The sequence below is a fragment of the Rhizobium grahamii CCGE 502 genome (genome assembly GCF_000298315.2).
GTDB lineage: Bacteria > Pseudomonadota > Alphaproteobacteria > Rhizobiales > Rhizobiaceae > Rhizobium > Rhizobium grahamii.
This window is the reverse complement of sequence record NZ_AEYE02000034.1, coordinates 40,644-57,207: the sequence shown is the minus strand read 5'-3', so window position 1 is coordinate 57,207 and position 16,564 is coordinate 40,644. Positions and strand designations below refer to the sequence as shown.

12 protein-coding genes are annotated in these 16,564 nt (G+C 58.7%); 4 read left to right on the top strand and 8 right to left on the bottom strand.

Annotated features, from left to right (window positions below; translation table 11 throughout):
* Positions 1–7: 7 nt before the first annotated feature.
* Both pbpC and RGCCGE502_RS27370 read right to left on the bottom strand, forming a co-directional pair.
* Positions 8–2,089, bottom strand: a complete 2,082-nt coding sequence (pbpC, locus tag RGCCGE502_RS27375) for a penicillin-binding protein 1C (RefSeq protein ID WP_016557461.1) — start codon at positions 2,087–2,089, stop codon at positions 8–10.
* Complete coding sequence (locus RGCCGE502_RS27370) at positions 2,086–7,554, bottom strand: alpha-2-macroglobulin family protein (RefSeq protein WP_016557460.1); 5,469 nt, start codon at positions 7,552–7,554, stop codon at positions 2,086–2,088. The genes pbpC and RGCCGE502_RS27370 overlap by 4 nt, the downstream gene beginning before the upstream one ends.
* A gap of 244 nt (positions 7,555–7,798) precedes the next feature.
* Here RGCCGE502_RS27370 and RGCCGE502_RS27365 point away from each other — a divergent pair, with 244 nt between their 5' ends.
* The gene (locus tag RGCCGE502_RS27365; RefSeq protein WP_016557459.1) at positions 7,799–8,197 is read left to right on the top strand and encodes a response regulator; all 399 of its coding nucleotides are present in this window, start codon (positions 7,799–7,801) and stop codon (positions 8,195–8,197) included.
* Between the two features lie 35 nt (positions 8,198–8,232).
* On the opposite strand, the gene RGCCGE502_RS27360 is transcribed toward RGCCGE502_RS27365, so the two are convergent.
* The 5 genes from RGCCGE502_RS27360 to RGCCGE502_RS27340 form a co-directional block, all read right to left on the bottom strand.
* Positions 8,233–8,835, bottom strand: coding sequence for a HupE/UreJ family protein (locus RGCCGE502_RS27360; protein WP_016557458.1), 603 nt, complete (start codon positions 8,833–8,835; stop codon positions 8,233–8,235).
* A 108-nt stretch (positions 8,836–8,943) separates the two neighbouring features.
* The gene (copD, locus tag RGCCGE502_RS27355) at positions 8,944–9,819 is read right to left on the bottom strand and encodes a copper homeostasis membrane protein CopD (RefSeq protein WP_016557457.1); all 876 of its coding nucleotides are present in this window, start codon (positions 9,817–9,819) and stop codon (positions 8,944–8,946) included.
* A complete protein-coding gene (gene copC, locus RGCCGE502_RS27350; protein ID WP_016557456.1) occupies positions 9,816–10,181 on the bottom strand; it encodes a copper homeostasis periplasmic binding protein CopC in 366 nt (121 codons plus the stop codon). The genes copD and copC overlap by 4 nt, the downstream gene beginning before the upstream one ends.
* A 46-nt stretch (positions 10,182–10,227) precedes the next feature.
* Positions 10,228–10,746, bottom strand: a complete 519-nt coding sequence (locus RGCCGE502_RS27345; protein WP_016557455.1) for a copper chaperone PCu(A)C — start codon at positions 10,744–10,746, stop codon at positions 10,228–10,230.
* A gap of 174 nt (positions 10,747–10,920) precedes the next feature.
* On the bottom strand, positions 10,921–11,325 hold the full coding sequence (locus RGCCGE502_RS27340) for a hypothetical protein (RefSeq protein ID WP_016557454.1): 405 nt from the start codon (positions 11,323–11,325) through the stop codon (positions 10,921–10,923).
* A 1,129-nt stretch (positions 11,326–12,454) separates the two neighbouring features.
* Between RGCCGE502_RS27340 and RGCCGE502_RS27335 the strand changes: the two genes are divergently transcribed.
* Positions 12,455–13,207 (top strand): right-handed parallel beta-helix repeat-containing protein, encoded by a 753-nt coding sequence (locus RGCCGE502_RS27335; protein WP_016557453.1) that lies wholly within the window; start codon positions 12,455–12,457, stop codon positions 13,205–13,207.
* Positions 13,208–13,238: 31 nt separating this feature from the next.
* Complete coding sequence (locus RGCCGE502_RS27330; RefSeq protein ID WP_141652423.1) at positions 13,239–14,762, top strand: hypothetical protein; 1,524 nt, start codon at positions 13,239–13,241, stop codon at positions 14,760–14,762.
* A gap of 328 nt (positions 14,763–15,090) precedes the next feature.
* Here RGCCGE502_RS27330 and RGCCGE502_RS27325 read toward each other — a convergent pair whose 3' ends face one another.
* Positions 15,091–16,065 carry an O-antigen ligase family protein gene (locus RGCCGE502_RS27325; protein WP_244441803.1) on the bottom strand — a complete coding sequence of 325 codons (975 nt, stop codon included), beginning with the start codon at positions 16,063–16,065 and terminating at the stop codon, positions 15,091–15,093.
* Positions 16,066–16,068: 3 nt separating this feature from the next.
* Between RGCCGE502_RS27325 and RGCCGE502_RS38315 the strand changes: the two genes are divergently transcribed.
* Positions 16,069–16,341 carry a hypothetical protein gene (locus RGCCGE502_RS38315; RefSeq protein ID WP_244441802.1) on the top strand — a complete coding sequence of 91 codons (273 nt, stop codon included), beginning with the start codon at positions 16,069–16,071 and terminating at the stop codon, positions 16,339–16,341.
* Positions 16,342–16,564 lie beyond the last annotated feature (223 nt).

Below are 16,564 nucleotides of genomic sequence, written 5' to 3'. Positions count from 1 at the left end.
CCGTCCCTCATTCAATATAGACGCCGACGCTCGCCGCCCGACCTATAGCGTCAATCACCGTCAGCTTTGAGTAGCCGGCACCGTCGGGGATCCATTGGTTGGTACGCCGCCTGGACATATCCGGCAACGGCTTGCCGTTCGCAAGCCACCGGAAAGGACCTCGCCCGCCCTGCAGCTTCAACATCAGCGGCAAACCGTCTCCGGTTCGTGCCCCGAGATCGACGTGGGCCCCTTCGGGCGGATAAACGATCTGCGGTGCCTGCTCGCGGCTCGACATCGCAAGGAGACCACCCGCATTGATGGCAAAGCGGCGTTGGCTTATCGGCAGGTCGGCCTGGGCGATCCGTGCTGCACCTGAGGGCGGGCGGGGAAGGGGCGTCGTCGCAATCCCCGATTTTGCAAAACCTTCAAACAGGATGGGAGCAGCAGTTCCGTATCCTGTCAGCCCGGGAACGGAACCATTATCGGGTCGACCGACCCAGACGCCGAGCACGTAGCGGCCATCGTATCCCACGGACCAGGCATCGCGATACCCGTAGCTGGTGCCGGTTTTGTAAGCGATGCCGCGTCTCGGTGCGCCAGCTGGTGGAATGACGCCCGAGAGGATATCGGCGACATTCCAGGAGGCCACCGGATCGAGCATTCCCTCGCCGTCGATCTTGCCCGGCCGGTCGTTAACGCCATCGCCGATGCGAACTGGCTGGCCGCGATTGGCGAGTGCCGTGTAAAGCTGTACCAGATCCTTCAGCGTTATGCCGAGGCCCCCGAGCCCGATTGCCAGGCCGGGCGTTTCATTCGGCGGCAACAGAGGGCGCACCTCGGCGCGGCGAAAGCGGATCAATAGCTTGGCCGGATTGACGGCATCGAGCAACTTGACCGCCGGGACGTTCAGCGACAATTGCAATGCTTCGCGCACCGTGACATCCCCCTGGTAGCTCATGTCGAAATTCCGCGGCCGGTAGCCGAAAAAATCGGCGGGGCGATCTTCGATGATTGTCTCCTGGCTGACGAGACCTTCCTCGAATGCGAGGCCATAGATGAACGGCTTCAGGGTGGAGCCCGGCGAACGACTGGCGCGCGTCATGTCAACCCAGCCAGAGCGGCTGGCGTCGAAATAGTCGGCGGAGCCAACCTCACCGATGATGTCGCCCGTCTGGGCATCGGCCATGACCATGGCGATCGACAGTTTCGGGCCGAGCCTCAGGGCGGAGGCCCGGGCGACTGCTTCCAATCCCGTCTGCACTTGTTTCTTCAGGGTTGTCTGGTATCGCAGCGCTTTTGGATCCGTGCGTCGCGCTGTTTCGCCGACATGGGCTGCAATCGCCGGGAGCTGCATGCGTCGAGACGGCACCGGTACGACTTCCGCACGCGCCGCTTCACCCTCGCCGACAGCCTCTGCAACGGCGACACGCTCCAGCACCCGTTTACGCGCCGCCTCGGCTGTCGCTAAATTGCGATCCGGCCGGCGCCTTTCGGGCAGCTGTGGCAGCGCGACAAGGAGAGCGGCCTCCGCAACGGTTAGCCGCCGCGGTTCCTTGCCAAAATAAGCAAGGCTTGCGGCGCGCACCCCCTCGAGATTGCCGCCATACGGGGCATGCGTCAGATAGAGATCGAGGATCTGCTCCTTGGAAAGGCGACGCTCAATCTGGATGGCACGCGCCATTTGCAGAAGTTTTGCCGACAGCGAGCGACCTTGCCGCGGTTCGATGAGCCGGGCGACCTGCATTGATAGCGTCGATGCTCCGGAAACGATGCGGCCATGGATGACGAGCTGGAGCACGGCACGTCCGATGGCCTGCAAATCGACACCGGCATGGGTGTAGAACCGCCGGTCCTCGTAGGCGACGAGCATCTTGAGAAACTGCGGATCGACGTCGGCCACGGTAGTCTTCAGCCGCCAGAGACCTCCAGGGATTGCGAATGCACGCAGCAACTGACCGTCCTTGTCGAGCACTTCGGCCGAAACTATGTCTGCCATGGCGAGCGGCGGCGGATACGCTCCGTCGGCGACGTCGAGGACGACCATGCCGGCACCGGCAAGGAGTATGCCGGCAGCACTTCCGATCGCGAGCTTTCTTCCAGATCTCATTTCGACGCTGCTGTGACCTCCATCTTGCCGGTTGCGGTCCGCGCAAAGAGCTGCGGTCGATACATGTCCTCGACGACGGCGGCCGGATGATCGTAAGTGCCTGTAGTCACGGCGCGCACGACATAGGCGACATTGATTTCACGGTTGTCGGCCGCCGACCGATTGAATGCGGCCACGAACCGGTCGTTCCGGAATTCGGTGTGGGCAGCCGTCACCTCGCCGATCCAGTCGAAGTTCGTCAGTTGGGCGCTGTCGACCAGGCTCGGATTGTCGATCTGGAAGCCGGCGGGCAGAAGGTCCGTCACGACGATCCGCGACGGCCAGTTGTTGCTTTCCGTGATGTGGAGGACAACGACATAGCGTTGATTCTGCGTGGCCTCGGTGACATTCGTCTCCTCGCCATCCATCGTGTAGTAGGTACGCTCGATGGCAAAGCCATCGCCACCCGCGGGCGGCGGCACGACGGGGGCGGCAACCGTCGTCACGACAGCCGAGAGTGGCTCTCCGGTCTGGTTGGTGAGCGCAAGGCTGTTGCCGAGCAAGGCGTCGCCCGTCATCTTTGCCATGTAGGCGCCATTGTGAAACGCGCCGTTGACATCGATCTTGATCGAATCATCACCGCCCTGGATAGCGCGCGCGGCAAGCAGCATCCAGGCTTGTTCCTGTGTGCTTGTGTATTTGCTGCGGCTCCATTCCTTGGCGACTGCTTTCGCCAGTTCCGCAACCACGGGTGGAACCGGACGGCTCTCGGCGGCAAGCGCCAGGATTGCAGCTCCATCTCGCAGGATCGAGCCATAGTCCGTCCTCGAGAGATTGACGCGCGTTATCATCGACTGTTCCGACATCTGCAGGGCGTCGACGAAGATGTTTTTCGAACGGGTCGCATCGCCATAGAGGGCCAGTGCCGCGGCAATATGAGCCTTGGCAAGTGGCGTCGGGAAGTCGTTGATCATTGTATCGGCATAATAACGAAGGTCGCTGATCGCGGCTTTCTTGTTGCGGGCGAGAACATAGAGGGCATAGGCGATCTGGTCCCCTTGTTCCTTGACATTGACATCGTAGCTCAGCGCGTTCTGAAGGTTTTCCAGCGCCTGTGCGAAAGCGAGCTCCGGGACATCGTATTTCTGCTCGCGTGCGCGGGTGAGGAAATCGGAGACATAGGAATCGAGCCAGAGATCGCCGCTATCAGGTCCCCACAGGCCAAAACTCCCGGCCGAGGCTTGATAGGAGAGCACCCGATAGATCGCATCCTGTACCCGTTTCTTGACCTCTGCGTCATCCTCTAAGCCAGCCTGTCTGGCAAGCTCGCTCAGATAGAGCAGCGGCAAGGCACGGCTGGTCGTTTGCTCTGCGCATCCGAGCGGGTAGCGATCTAGCGACATCAGCAGGGCAGGAATGTCAAATGCGGCCGAACGCGTGACGCTGACGCTCACAGAGGCGCCTGGCAGCACGCTGTCGGCTAACAAGGCGCTGTCGATGGCGAGTTTCGTAGCGGGATTGAGCGCAAGCACTCGGCGTTCAGTCATCGGCAGAGCAGCCGGTCGGACGGGGACGTCGACCGTCTGATTCAGCGACAGGCCGGCGGCGTCAGCAAGATTGATCGAAACGCTGCCATTGCCCGGCTGCTTGCCGACAACAGCGAGCGTGACGGCTGATTTGGCTCCCGCCTCCAGATGGATCGTCTGCGCGGCCTGATTGACCCCCACAGCCTCATTACCGGCAACAGTCAGCTTGAAATCGCCTGCTGGCGCATCCGTATTGGCAATATCGAGCCGAAGCTCGGACGTATCTCCAGGCGCCAGGAAGCGCGGGAGGCTCGCCGTCACCACGACCGGATCGCGGATGACGACGTCCTTCGTTGCGTGGCCAACGCCGGCTTTCGACCAGGCAACCGCCATGAGCCGGGCCGTCCCGTTAAACTGCGGAATATCGAAACTCACCGTTGCCTTGCCTTCGGCATCGAGCTTCACTGGACCGGAGAAGAAGGCGACAAGCTTTTGCGTCGGCGGGCTTCCCTGAAGTGCCACAGCACCTCCGTCCCCGCCTGTCCTCAGCATGCCGGTAGCGCCGAGCGAACCGTCGATCAGCCGTCCGTAGAGATCGCGGATCTCAAGCCCAAGCTGCCGCTGGCCAAAATACCAGTCTTCTGGGTTGGGCGGTTCGTAGCGGGTCAGATTGAGGATGCCGACATCAACGGCGGCAACGGTCACATAGGCATCCTCATTGGCGCCAGAGCCGGCAACGGCAAGGGTGATCGGCAAGGACGCCCGCGGCAACATCTTTTCCGGCGCATCGATCGCAACCTGCAACGAGCGCTCCGCCGGATCAACCTTCAGCCATGTCACGCCGATCGAGCGCATCGGCATGTGGCTTTCCTGCGCGTCACCCGGGCGAAACAACGTGGCGGTCACATAGGCACCGGCACCCCAATTTGAGGTGACGGGAATATCGACTTCGCCGCCCTTCTCACCAATTGATGCGTTCTGCACGGCCACGAGATTTTCCGTTCCGGCTGCGATCATCAATTCGCCGGCGTAGCGCGACGAGACCTTAAGCCTGGCCGTCTCACCAATCTTGTAGCTGTCCTTGTCGAGCGCAATCTCGAGCCCATCCGGCGTTTCCGTCGACGTCGCCTGGACGAACCAGCCTGCGTCGAATTCCACGCTTGTTGCAGGTCCGTCGGTCTCAGTACTTTCGACTTCGAGGCGGTAACGCCCCCAGGCGACGGGAGACGATATCTTTGCTCCGTCCAGAGATGCATCGACATTGCCGTTGGCAACCTGCTCGGCGGTATAGATCGGCTCGTATTTCCAGGCGGTACCGTCGCGATACCATTGGTAGTCCCGATTTAGCTTATAGAGCTTCCAGCGCAGGCCACTCATAACCTGCTTCCCGCCGTCTGTATCGACCCCGATAACGGTGAAGTTCGCGATCGAGTTCTCGCCAAGGTCGCCGGAAAATTCCGGCTTGATGCCGATCATCGGGCCCTGGTTCCTAACGGGAAGGACAAGCGAACGCTCGATGGCACGACCACCGGCTTCCTGCATCCTTATGTAGACGGTGGCGCTCAGAAGTTGCGTCGTCGCGGGCAGATCGCCGACAGTCAGCTCAGTGACAGCATCGCCATTTTCGTCGAGGTCGGGCAGGCCTTCTATGGTCTGGCGTGTGTCTTCGCTCGCTTCCTCGTCGGCGAGGCCAAAGAAATATCCGGGGAAGGCCTCCGCCTGGCGGGTGGGCTTGATCACGACATCGCCTTCCAGCGACAGTCCTGCTGCTGGCGCGCCATAGAGATACTTGCCGCTGATGTTGATTGTCGAAGACGTTTCCGTACCGATGATTTTTGCTTCGGTCTTGATCTCCATGTCGGTGCGATCGGGCACGAAATCATCGACGAGGAAGGTTTTTGTCGCGATCAGCGAGCCTTTTGGGTCGGTATGAATGTTCATCGTCCAGGTGCCGCGCATGGCGCTTTCCTGAACGGGCAGGTCGACGGCATAGCCGCCGACATTGCTGGTCTGGCTGACGATCCGGCGGTCCTCGACACCATCGGGGCGCAGGAAGATGAAGGTCAGCGGCAGGTTCTCGATCGCCTTGCCATCGGTATCGCGGGCAAGGGCAGCGGCATGGACCGTCTCGCCGGCGCGGTATATGCCGCGCTCGGTCCAACTCAAGACGTCGATGGCACCGGGAGACCCGCGCCCTGTGACGCCCCGATCGGAGAGGTCAAATCCCGCTCGGGTCATGTCGAGGAAGACGTAGTCTGAGTCACTCTTCCTGGCGGTAATAACAGCGGGGGTCAGGGCAGCCGTGGCGCGCATCAAGCCGGCGGTGAACGTCGCGCGGCCGTTCTCATCCGTGGTCGCGGTGCCGAGCACCTCGTTGTTCTTCGCCAGAAGCTGCAGCTCTACGCCAGCGATCGGCCTTGCCGAAGCTAGCGAGCGGGTGAAGACATTGAGGCCATCCGTACCTGCATATGTCGTGATGCCGATATCGGAAACGACAAACCATTGCGTCGCCTGGGCATTCCAGTCCTGGTTCGGGGCGTTTGGCGCCGTTGCCGTCAGAACATAGACGCCCGGTTTGCGCTCTGGCAGCGCCTCATCCACCGGGAAGCTGGTGACGACATCCTTGTTGAGATCATTGGCGACATCGATCGACCCTTGCCAGACCAGTTCGCCGGTTTCGTCCTCGATCCGCTGCGCGCTATAGCCATCGATCTGTGTCAGGAACTGCGAGCTCGTCAAAAGCGACGCGATGCCGCGATCGCCAATGCGATAGAGCTTGAGATCGGCGGAAGCCATGTTGACCGAAACGATCGGGATCCCGCGACGGACGGTCGAAGGCAGGACGAAACTGTCCCCCGTGAAGCGTACGCTTGCCGTGCGATCCTTGACATAGATATCGAGGCTGACCGGCACCTCCAGGACTTCGTCCACGGAAGACGGAAGGCCAGTACGAAAGGTGATCTTGTAGTTCTCGCCGTGTGCCAGCCCCTCGATGCATATCTGCTTGTCCTTGGTCTCGAGAGCCTTGGGCGCGGCGCCGTTCAAGGTCACGAAGGCGGTGTAGTCGATCGTCTTGACCAGCGTTTCCGAGAATGTCGTACAGGCGCGAGGGTTTGCACCGTCGGCATCGACGGTATGCTCCGTCATGCGAAACCCGTGAGTCGCCTTCAGCTTCAGGAACGCCGCCTGGACATCCTTCGAGCTGACCAGTGCGAGGCTCGCCTTGTAGGCGTTGAGTGCGGCACGATAATTTGCATTCTTGTCGAGGGCGGCGGCAAGGACGGCCAGCGCCTCCGCACGGCTCGCCGTCGTCCGCGTCAGCTCATAGCCGTTGACGGCGGCAAGGACGGCCTGTCCGTAGAGGTCGCTGCCATTGTTGTCGTCGGTCTGGACGAAGCTGTCGGCCGCGCGGGCCGTCTCCAGCCACAGTGCGGCGTCATCAGCGGAGAGAGCGAGCGCACTTCGAAGAGATTTCACGGCGTCGATGGCGTTGCCTGACGTCAGGTCGAGGCGACCATTGGCGATCAGGCTGTCGGCACTCTGGCCCTGCTGATCGTCAGCCACTTCAAGATTGGACTTGTCGTCGCGGGCCTGCTGGATAACGTCGCCGGACAGGAAGGTGAGGCGGGGAGCCGCACCAATGTCCGGTTCCTTCTTAGCGGCGGAAGTCTCGACGATCTTGCCAGCGATGGCGCCGGGGAAAGCATTCATCGTCTTGAAGTCGGATTTAAGGAAGCACCATTTCACCTTCGGATTATAGGTGAAGGCCTTGCAGGACTTGTCGCCTATGCAGGACGACTTGCACTGATCCAGGGTGAGGTTCTGTTCCGTGCGCAGGTCGAAGCCGAAGTAATCGGCATCCTGAACCGTCTGTATGGTGCGTGTGGTCTCGGCAGCTGCTGTCGGTAAGCTGACCGAGATAAGGGTCACGGCAACGGCAAAAAACGCGCGTACAAACATACGTCCCCCAAGATGCTGGCGCTGATCAGGCCTGCACTCTCGGCACTCTCTATCCAGTTGTCAACACAGGCAAAACGCTGTCTGACAATCACCTTGCAGACCGCAAGCATGCATAGCCGGCACTCGTCCAATCCGACTGGTTTGGCAACAACAACTCTGCATGTCCGGAACCATTTCGCTTACGTCCCGTTTCCGCAAGGCCTACGCAAGGCGATCAAGTGGATGTGGATTTAAAGGGGCACTTATGTTCGGCCGGGCGGAAAACAAGTTCACCGGAGACAGCGCACGCAAGGTCATGATCGTGGAAGACGAATTCCTGATTGCGCTTGATCTGGAAGCAACCGTAACAGGAATGGGTCTCGATGTCGTTGGTCTTGCACGCGACACGGAGCAGGCTCTTACGCTTGCGCCAAAAGCCGATATTGCGTTTGTCGACGTCAATCTAGCAGACGGTGCGACGGGGCCTGACATTGGTCAACGTCTTGTCGACGAGTTTGGCGTTACGGTTGTTTTCATGACGGGAAATCCTGAGATGGTCGAGGGCCGCATCCGCGGCGCTCTCGGTGTCGTCAAAAAACCTGCGACGCCGTCAATCGTGCAAAAGTCCCTCCAGGAAGCACTCGAAGCGCGCCGCTTGGTGTAGAGTTCGGGTCGACGTGGGGGATCAGTATCGCCACATCAGATAAGTCCTGTGAGAAGGCCGAAGCCGGCCAGTGCTGCAATGCTTCCGCCCGCGCGGGTGACGATTTTCCCGTGGCGTTCGGTTGCCTTGCCTATTAGCCAGCCCACCAGGATCCCAAGGCCGTGCAGTATTGCGGTTGCCACCAAGAACCCGGCTGCATAGGCGATCCTGCCAGCCGCTTCGGGCATCTCAAGGCCATGGGCATGTCCATGAAAGACTGCAAATAGACCAACGGCGCCCGTCGCGAGGGCAACCGGCATCCATATTTCGATTGCAATAGCGGCACCAAGTACAATGACGGATAGGGCGATGCCGGTTTCAACGAAGGGCACGGAAATCTTCGCTGCTCCAAGCGCGCCGCCGAGAGCCATCAACGACACAAAAGCGGTTGGCACCGCGAATAGCGCACGACCGCCGAGCTGCCATGCGAGGATGCCAACGAGGACCATCGCGAGCACATGGTCAAGTCCCGCCACCGGATGAACGAAGCCATGAAAAAACCCGAGCGTTTGGCCGTCGCCTGGATGGGCGAAGGCAAGCGAAGGAACAAGAACGCAAGCCGCGAGTGCGATGTTGAATCTTTTCGTTTTTGAAAACATGGGTTGCCTCTTTCAATGCAGCTTTGCCGGGAAAATGGCACGGCGAACGGCAAGCATAAAGCTCAAATTGCCTCGCCACCGTTATTTGACGTAGGTCGCTCGAGGAGCTTACGTCGGTTGCAACGTGCCGAAGACGGCAACAAGGCCAAGGACAAGGAAGCCGAAAGCCATTTCCGCAATGGTGGCCCACTTCAACCATCCCAGGGTCGCGCTCCGGCCGAGCCTCGGAACAAGGATATAGCGATTGTTGATCGCGATCCCGACCAGAAGGCAGACGATCAAGATCTTGATACCGAGGAGACGTTGATAGTCTATCTGCCAGTCTATTGGAGGGGCTTTGACGACAAGTATGGTGTTGGCGATACCTGTTGTGATCACCAGCCCGACGGCCACATGTCCCGCTGTCGAAAACCGTGTCAATGCAAGACGAGCGTCCTGCTGCCACATTGGTTCACGAAGTTTAGGAAGGATAACCACGATGGCGGGAAGCGCACCGATCCAGGCGCCTCCCGACAGGAGATGAAGACCGTCGTTGATGCGGTGCAGGGGTCGTAGCCAGCCACTGTTCATGGCGGCGTGACCGGTCATCGTCGCGCTGATCAAAAGCGGTGCTGCACCGACGGCTATCGCGCGTCGCCCGACAAATGGCACCACGAACGACAGGAGGAGAAAGACGGTCGCGCAGGCCTGGCCAATCCAGGCCTGGCCAACGTTGGTCTCGCCCAGGATAGACTTAAGCATCTTCGGCTGAAACGCGTCGGTCCATCCCTCGCCGATCGTTGCAGCCTGCAGTGGAAGCGTCAGGGCGGTCGTGATGACGACCAGAAACAGTGCGAGGCGATACCAGGTGCGCAACTGCTGGCCCACCTGTGCAGCCAATCCCGATGGAACGAACCAGCCGAGGTACGCGGACGCTCCCCACAAGAACATGGCAGAGCCATAAAGGGAAAAGCGGCACAGAATGAGCGCAGCGTCGGGAGTCACGGCTTGACCACGAAGCTATAATTGCCGTTTGATTTGTGTCCGTCCGTCGAAAGAACGTGCCAGTCCACCGAGTAGGCCCCTGGACCTAGCCGCTCCGAAAGTGGGACCTTTAGCGTCTTGCCTTCGTCGACGAGAACAGGATCGCCTGTTTTGACAGATGCCTTGCCAGGGCCGGTGATCTTTGCGCCCGAGAACTTGATGTTGAGTTCCTCGGAAAAATGCAAATCGATTTCCGCGGGCGCTGCCGCGACAGTTGCCTTGTCGGCGGGGAGGCTGTCAGTCAAATGGGCGTGTGCCAAGGCGCGGCCTGCAAAGCAGAGAAGCGCTGCGAGCAACAGGGCTGTGAAACGAGAATTGGTCATTGAAATTCCCCTTGCTGAGACATTTTGAAACTCGCCGTCAAACACGCTATTGCGGCTTTGACATATCCATTCCGCCCATATCGTGATGACCGTCCGGAGAAGTCGACTTTACACCTCCAGCGTTTCCGACAGTGAATTCTACGTCGACGGAACCGGCCTTTTCGAAGGTCAGGGTCGCCCTGATCGTTTCGCCCTCCTTGAAAGGCTTAGCAACATCCATGAACATGACGTGATAGCCGCCCGGCTTGAGTTCTACCGTTTTGCCGGCTGGTATCGTCAGTCCGTCAACAACCGGCCGCATTGTCATCACTCCATTGGCGACGCTCATGTGGTGGACCTCCGCCGTTGCCGCGCGTTCGGATGTAATGCGGACAAGCCTGTCATCGATAGAACCGGTGTTGGTAAGTTCAAGGTAACCGCCACCCACCTTGGCACCGGGCACCATGGCCCGTGCACGGGGGTGTCCGATATCGATGGCGCCCACCTTGATGTCATTGGCGGTAGCGACTGCAGCAAACAGGCCGGTAAAAAACAGGCTTGTTATGAGAATCATCAGCTTTTTCAAAATGTGTTCCTAGCAGAGGGATTCCTCGCAACGACGGAAAGCGACGGTCGGAAGAAAAACGCCCCTTGTGAGATGGAATTGGATGCGGTTCGATCTACTAACGGCCGAACGGATGTCCACAGCGCAAATCAGCGCCTATTGTGCCAAGCATTGCGGATGAGCCGATTTGCCGGTTCAAGCAAATGCGGGCGAACCGGGTGGTGCCCGGGGCCCAGTGTTCGGCGATATGATCCGTCTGAAAGACACTTCAACGTCATAATGCCACAAAGCAAGGGTCGCGGCAGGAAGATGTTTGCTGCGATCATTGTCAGGAACCGGCAATAGAACCGAGGCGGCAATCCGGCAAGCTTCACAGCCATGCAATTGCTGCGCCGTATGCTTGTCCATCCCGGTTGCCTTGTCCGCTATGCAGATAACGGGAAGCGTGCCGTCAGGAAGGATATATTCTGCAAACTCGGCAGGAACGAACGCCTCTTTCGCAAGGGAGGGCATTTGATGGGCGAAGCTGACAAGCAGCAAGGCGATTGCGCAGGTCATGCGCAACATCCATAGCATGATCATCGCCTTTCGTGCCTGCAACCGCCTCTCCTTCGCTGACGCGCATGCTTATAGGGAGCAAAGCAATAGATCTCAATGCGGCAATTTGAAAGGGGCTCGAAACGGATATAGCTCGCGTCGTCGCAAACACAAATCCGGGTTTAGCGTGTTTGTGATATGGCCGACTAACTCCTTGACTGTTCGGAGGCGCAAACGGGCAACATAACTGGCTTGTTGTCGATGGCCTCGGCCGTCGATGGTCGCTGCTTGTTCGCGTTTTGGTGGCGCTAACATTGTATCAACTCAACAAGCGGCTTCTCGGCCGCGCGTGGGGTCTTTGCCCGACCAGACGTCGTTGTGCTTATCCGGCATGACAAATTGGTTCCGGTTACGACGAGACTTTATAATGGCGCGCCGGCGTACGCGTTTACTTTTCTTCATCTTGCGGACGTGCTCTAGGTCAAATTGCGTAGCAGCGGATATATTGAACAAAACAATATAAATTGATCTATTTTACGAAGAGGAACTAGGCGCCTGCTCTCAAAGAGAATTGCCACTGGAGAAAGCTTTCATCTCCCTTTTAAGGACAGTGATGGGTGCGATCTCTGAAAACAACGGTTCGTTAGAGAGCATGTCGATGCGCGGGTGACTATCACAAAAGTCGTCATCTAGAGTCCTTGGTAGAGGTTGATTGGGGAGGACCCTACAGCAACAATTGCGAAGGCAGTGACCGAGCCGCCGCAAGGTTACTAGAGCGGAGAAACGGGGAATGAAGGCAGTCAGATTCGGCCATCGAGTCATCGGATTTCTAGCGCGCAGATCGCGTAGAGCCGATGCCATTGGCAGCTGTCAGGCGAACAGACCGAGGTTGAGCCGATCGTCATGGGCCACCTTCCGACAGGCCAGGCTGCGCAATGCTGCGTGGGGGAGCATTGCCATGCTTATGTCGGCCACATTATCAGCGTCCGGCGCCTCCCTTGCCGAGGGCCAAGATGACGTGTGCGGCGGCTCGTCACCATGCCTGCCCGCCCCCGAACAGACGCATTGCGCCGAGCGCCCATCTGTATGCGGCTATCCCGATGAGACTAATACCGGGCCTGCACGCGGAACCGTCCTCCGACGGGTGCCGCAAGATGTGTCGTCAGGCCCAGGATGGGCGTGGGAGCCGAACATGGGCAGGCTGCGCGTCACGGGGCCGGGAGCAAAGATCGAAGCCGTCGAAGTGCGTGGACAGGTCGTCATCGACGCACCGAATGTCACACTGCGTGACAGTAAGATACTCGCGTGCGACACAGATTCCATCGTTGCCGTCCGTGCCGGTCGCCCCGCAGATGGCTATGACGCCGACGGCGCGCGTATCGAGAATAATCTCCTGGGATGCGATGGCGCGGCAGATCAGCGGGCTAGCCGCGGCGTAAGCGATGTTTATGGCAGTGCAAGGGGCTTGATCGTTCGCGGAAACAATATCTGGAACGTTTCCAACGGTATTACGATCGAGCGCGAGGGCCTAGTACAGGGAAATTTCGTGCGCGATCTTGGCCACAAGGCGGGCGACCATCATTCGGGCATCTCAAATCATGGCGGAGCGACCGATGTTATCTTCGACCACAATACGGTTCTGCTTTCTCAGGAGGGCGTTTCAGCTCCGATCGTTGTCTATTCGGATTTCGCCCCCGCGCGCAACGTGACGATTACACGCAATCTTGTTTCGGGCGGTTCCTACTGCGTGTACGGTGGCGAATCCGGGGCATTCGCACCCAGTAGTGGCCACATCCGGATCATCGGCAACCGTTTTTCAAAAATCTACGGCCACAATGGCCATTGCGGAATTTACGGTCAGATCGCGACGTTCGCTCCAACCAACCGCAGTGACTTGTCTGGCAATGCCTGGGACGAGGATCTTCGCCCCTTAAGCGGCGAGTAGTTCCCAGTCCAAAGCAAAATAGGAAGTCAAGTTGACTAGCAAAATGATGATTGGAACCAGCCACATTTTTCCCCTCCCTGATTTCCAAGGACAGTTCATTGTTTCGCGGGGCGACTGCCCGACGGCTGCGAGTGCCACGCGCCACTGTCTAGAAACGCTATGCGTTGACGTCTTTGAACCACTAAACAGGGTTGATGTGCTGGATGCGTCCGGCCGCTCAATAGGACTTCTTCTAGGAACCGTCATCGATACCGACGCGGAGGAAATTCTTACGTCCTCCATACGGTTGGACGATTCACTGGATCAGATCAACGATATCGACCAGTGGGTTGAGGAACAGATCTACCGGCTAGCGGGCAGTTTTGTCTTCGTACTCGATACAACCTTCGCGCGACGTATCTATCTCGATGCGAACGGCAGCAATTCCCTGGTTTACGACCCTCAAACCAAAACTGCAGCCGCCACGACCGCGTTGCTTCTCGACCCATCAGCCTACCGCCAACGGTTCGATAACGAGCTGTATCGAGGATTGACCGTTGATCAGGATGGCTGGTTTCCAGCAGGACTGACTGCACATACCGGCATCAGACGCCTGATGTGCAACCACTATCTTGATATGGTAACTATGCAGACGGTGCGGCATTGGCCTGCCGGCAAGATTGAGGAAGCCAAGGATCTTTCAGAGCCGGTCGCCTTGATAGCGGATAAAGTCGAACGCACAATACGGGCAATCCAGCGGACCGGACTTGGGACAATGGCTCTTACAGCGGGCAACGAGACGCGCCTTCTTCTCGGCTGTTGCCGTAGTTTTGCCGGAGATATTGACTTCGTCACGGTCAAGGCCCCGGGTGCGGAACTGGACGTCACGCGCTCGAGGGAACTAGCAAGGCGCTTCGACTTGAAGCATCGCCTGCTCGAATATGTAGAAGCGGACGCGAATGGAGCGAGAGCTTGGCAGATGCGCGTCGGCCATTGCATCAGCGGCTCCAATATGACGATGCATCCAAGCGTCGAGCCATTGAACGGCAGGATCTTCATCGGAGGGCTCGGCGGCGAGATAGGCCGCGGCTTCCTTTGGTTGAATTCTGAACAAGGAATAGCCATTGATGCGCCTGGCATCGTGTCGAGGCTGAAACTTCCGCATCATCCTTTGTTACTTAAGGAGGTGCAGCGTTGGCTCGAACCGCTCAGGCACTATGACAGCCTCTTCCTGTTGGATCTTGCCTATATGGAACTGCGGATGAGTTGCTGGGCTTTCTCGCAGTCGTACGCTGCGCCGCGGATAGTCGAGGTGAACCCGCTTGTTTCAAGAGATATCTATATGGCGATGCTGTCTGTGCCACCATCCCTCAGACGCAACAACGGCCTCATAGTACAGGGGATCCAACAAACGTGGCCGGAATTGCTATCGCTTCCAATAAATCGCTATGGCGATTGGCGCGACAGGGCGAGGATAGCGCGTAACGCAATGGCATCTCCGAATCGGGCGATTCGGAAAATCCGACAGCTGACCTCAGTCAAACTCGGCCGCATGCTCGCACGCCGCGCCGAGTAGGCAAGGCTGCGCAACCTGGGGACGGAGTGTATAGAGGGCGGCGACCATGTCGACATCGCGGTCCACGGGCAACGACCCATCCGTGCTGACAGCCTCAATGGCCGGCATTCGGCAATGACCCTATGCCGGCGCCATTCATGACCTCGAACGCAAAATCCCTGTCACTGTGCCTGCGTCACACGCGAGCCAAGTTCCGAAGAGATCGCCGCGACAATCTGTACTTCATCTCGTTGCCGAAACGTCGCCACCGGCCGCAATCGACAAGCTCAAGCCGTCCCATTCCTCCCTGTCCGTTTCGATAGGTAAAGTCAACGCCAGTCGACGGTGCCTACAATAGGCCGCCCGACTCGGTCGCGTACGGTCGTGATGACAGGCGGCCGGAAGGCCGACGGTTCGGAATGGCGCCAGGCCCGTCGCGGCTTGTCTTGCGATGCTGGTTGCCGGTATCGAGAAGCCAGCTGCCGCTTCCCAGGAAAAACAAGAAAAGTACGTAGGTGGCGTTCCAGAAATGCACAGTCCAACCAACGAGGAAATAACCGCTCATGACGGCCAGATAGGCCGTGCGATACTGGACGAGCCGTGGCTCGAGACCGCGCTTGAAAGCAACCGGAATGACCATCATGAGGAAGGCCAATATCATCAGCAGACCGGCAGGGATGCCGAACAGGACGGCATGATAAAGCCAGAACATGTCGATGCTGTTTGGCATCCATTCCGGTCGGTCCCATCGGTTGAAGCCAACCCCGAAGAGCGGGTGATTGAGGGCTGAACCGGATCCGAAGTGCCATATCAAGGTACGATAGTTAGCCGAGGCCGCATCAAAGGTGAAATGGGTCATGAGAAATTCTGGGACCGACTGGTTGGAGACCAGCGAGATCATCCCGTACATTGCGAGGAGAAGGATCCAGAGCACGCGCCAGCGCTTCGGATAAGCCTTGAAAACCCGGTCCCAGAACAAGATGAGAATCTGAACCATAAGGGCGGTTATCGGACCTGAGGACAGCGAAAGAGCTGCGGTCACGAGCACAACTCCGGTCGCACCCCAGCGCTGCACGGGTGACGCTCTCTCGCATACAACGAGGTGGACGAGGGCGAGGATGGCGCCGCAGGTTACGCCGAACAGTATCGGGTGTTCGAAGACGCTTTGCACGCGCCGCAACCCCCAGCGCGGAATGTTTTCCGCAACGACGTGAGTCGGGAAAAGTGTCGAAAAGACATCCAGCGATATGTTCGTGTTCGACACGGACTCAATGATCGCGAGGGGAAAGATCATGACGATGATCCAGAATAGCAGGCGGGACATCGCATGGAACTGCTCGGGCGTACGGATGAAGCACCGTCCCAAAAAATAGGCTCCGGCGGTTTCGATGGTCATCGTTCCGGCGGGTTGAAGGGCAGCATCTACGCCATGCACGACGGACAGGCTGATGAAACACCACAGACAATAAAAGCATATGGAAATGTCGGCGGCGCGAATGGTGCCTGCTCGACCGCTCAACCACATGAAGATGCAGGGCACCGCGGCAAGAATCAACACGAGCCGGTACGGAGAAATCCAGACGGAGCCGATCTGCCATAGCCAAGGAAGGAATGCACAAATGATGAAAGCCTTAACGGCCAATGCCAGCCGGGTGGTGGGCGCAGCGGCAGTCTCTCGCTGGCGAAGCGTTTGGCGCGAAAGGGGGGCAGGGCCGTCCTCAAGGATGGCGGTGTCCCTATTTGCCCTTGTTCTGGCTGAAGCCCTCATAATAAACCGCAGTCTGGATTGCTGATATTTCACTTTGATATCACGGTCGCAGATC

What these genes read in the sequence shown, in the direction of transcription:
- RGCCGE502_RS27335 (WP_016557453.1), top strand. Translation starts at nt 12,455, where the DNA reads ATGGGCAGGCTGCGCGTCACGGGGCCGGGAGCAAAGATCGAAGCCGTC.
- copC (WP_016557456.1), bottom strand. Translation starts at nt 10,181, where the DNA reads ATGACCAATTCTCGTTTCACAGCCCTGTTGCTCGCAGCGCTTCTCTGC.
- RGCCGE502_RS27325 (WP_244441803.1), bottom strand. Translation starts at nt 16,065, where the DNA reads ATGTCCCGCCTGCTATTCTGGATCATCGTCATGATCTTTCCCCTCGCG.
- RGCCGE502_RS38315 (WP_244441802.1), top strand. Translation starts at nt 16,069, where the DNA reads ATGGAACTGCTCGGGCGTACGGATGAAGCACCGTCCCAAAAAATAGGC.
- RGCCGE502_RS27360 (WP_016557458.1), bottom strand. Translation starts at nt 8,835, where the DNA reads ATGTTTTCAAAAACGAAAAGATTCAACATCGCACTCGCGGCTTGCGTT.
- RGCCGE502_RS27365 (WP_016557459.1), top strand. Translation starts at nt 7,799, where the DNA reads ATGTTCGGCCGGGCGGAAAACAAGTTCACCGGAGACAGCGCACGCAAG.
- RGCCGE502_RS27370 (WP_016557460.1), bottom strand. Translation starts at nt 7,554, where the DNA reads ATGTTTGTACGCGCGTTTTTTGCCGTTGCCGTGACCCTTATCTCGGTC.
- pbpC (WP_016557461.1), bottom strand. Translation starts at nt 2,089, where the DNA reads ATGAGATCTGGAAGAAAGCTCGCGATCGGAAGTGCTGCCGGCATACTC.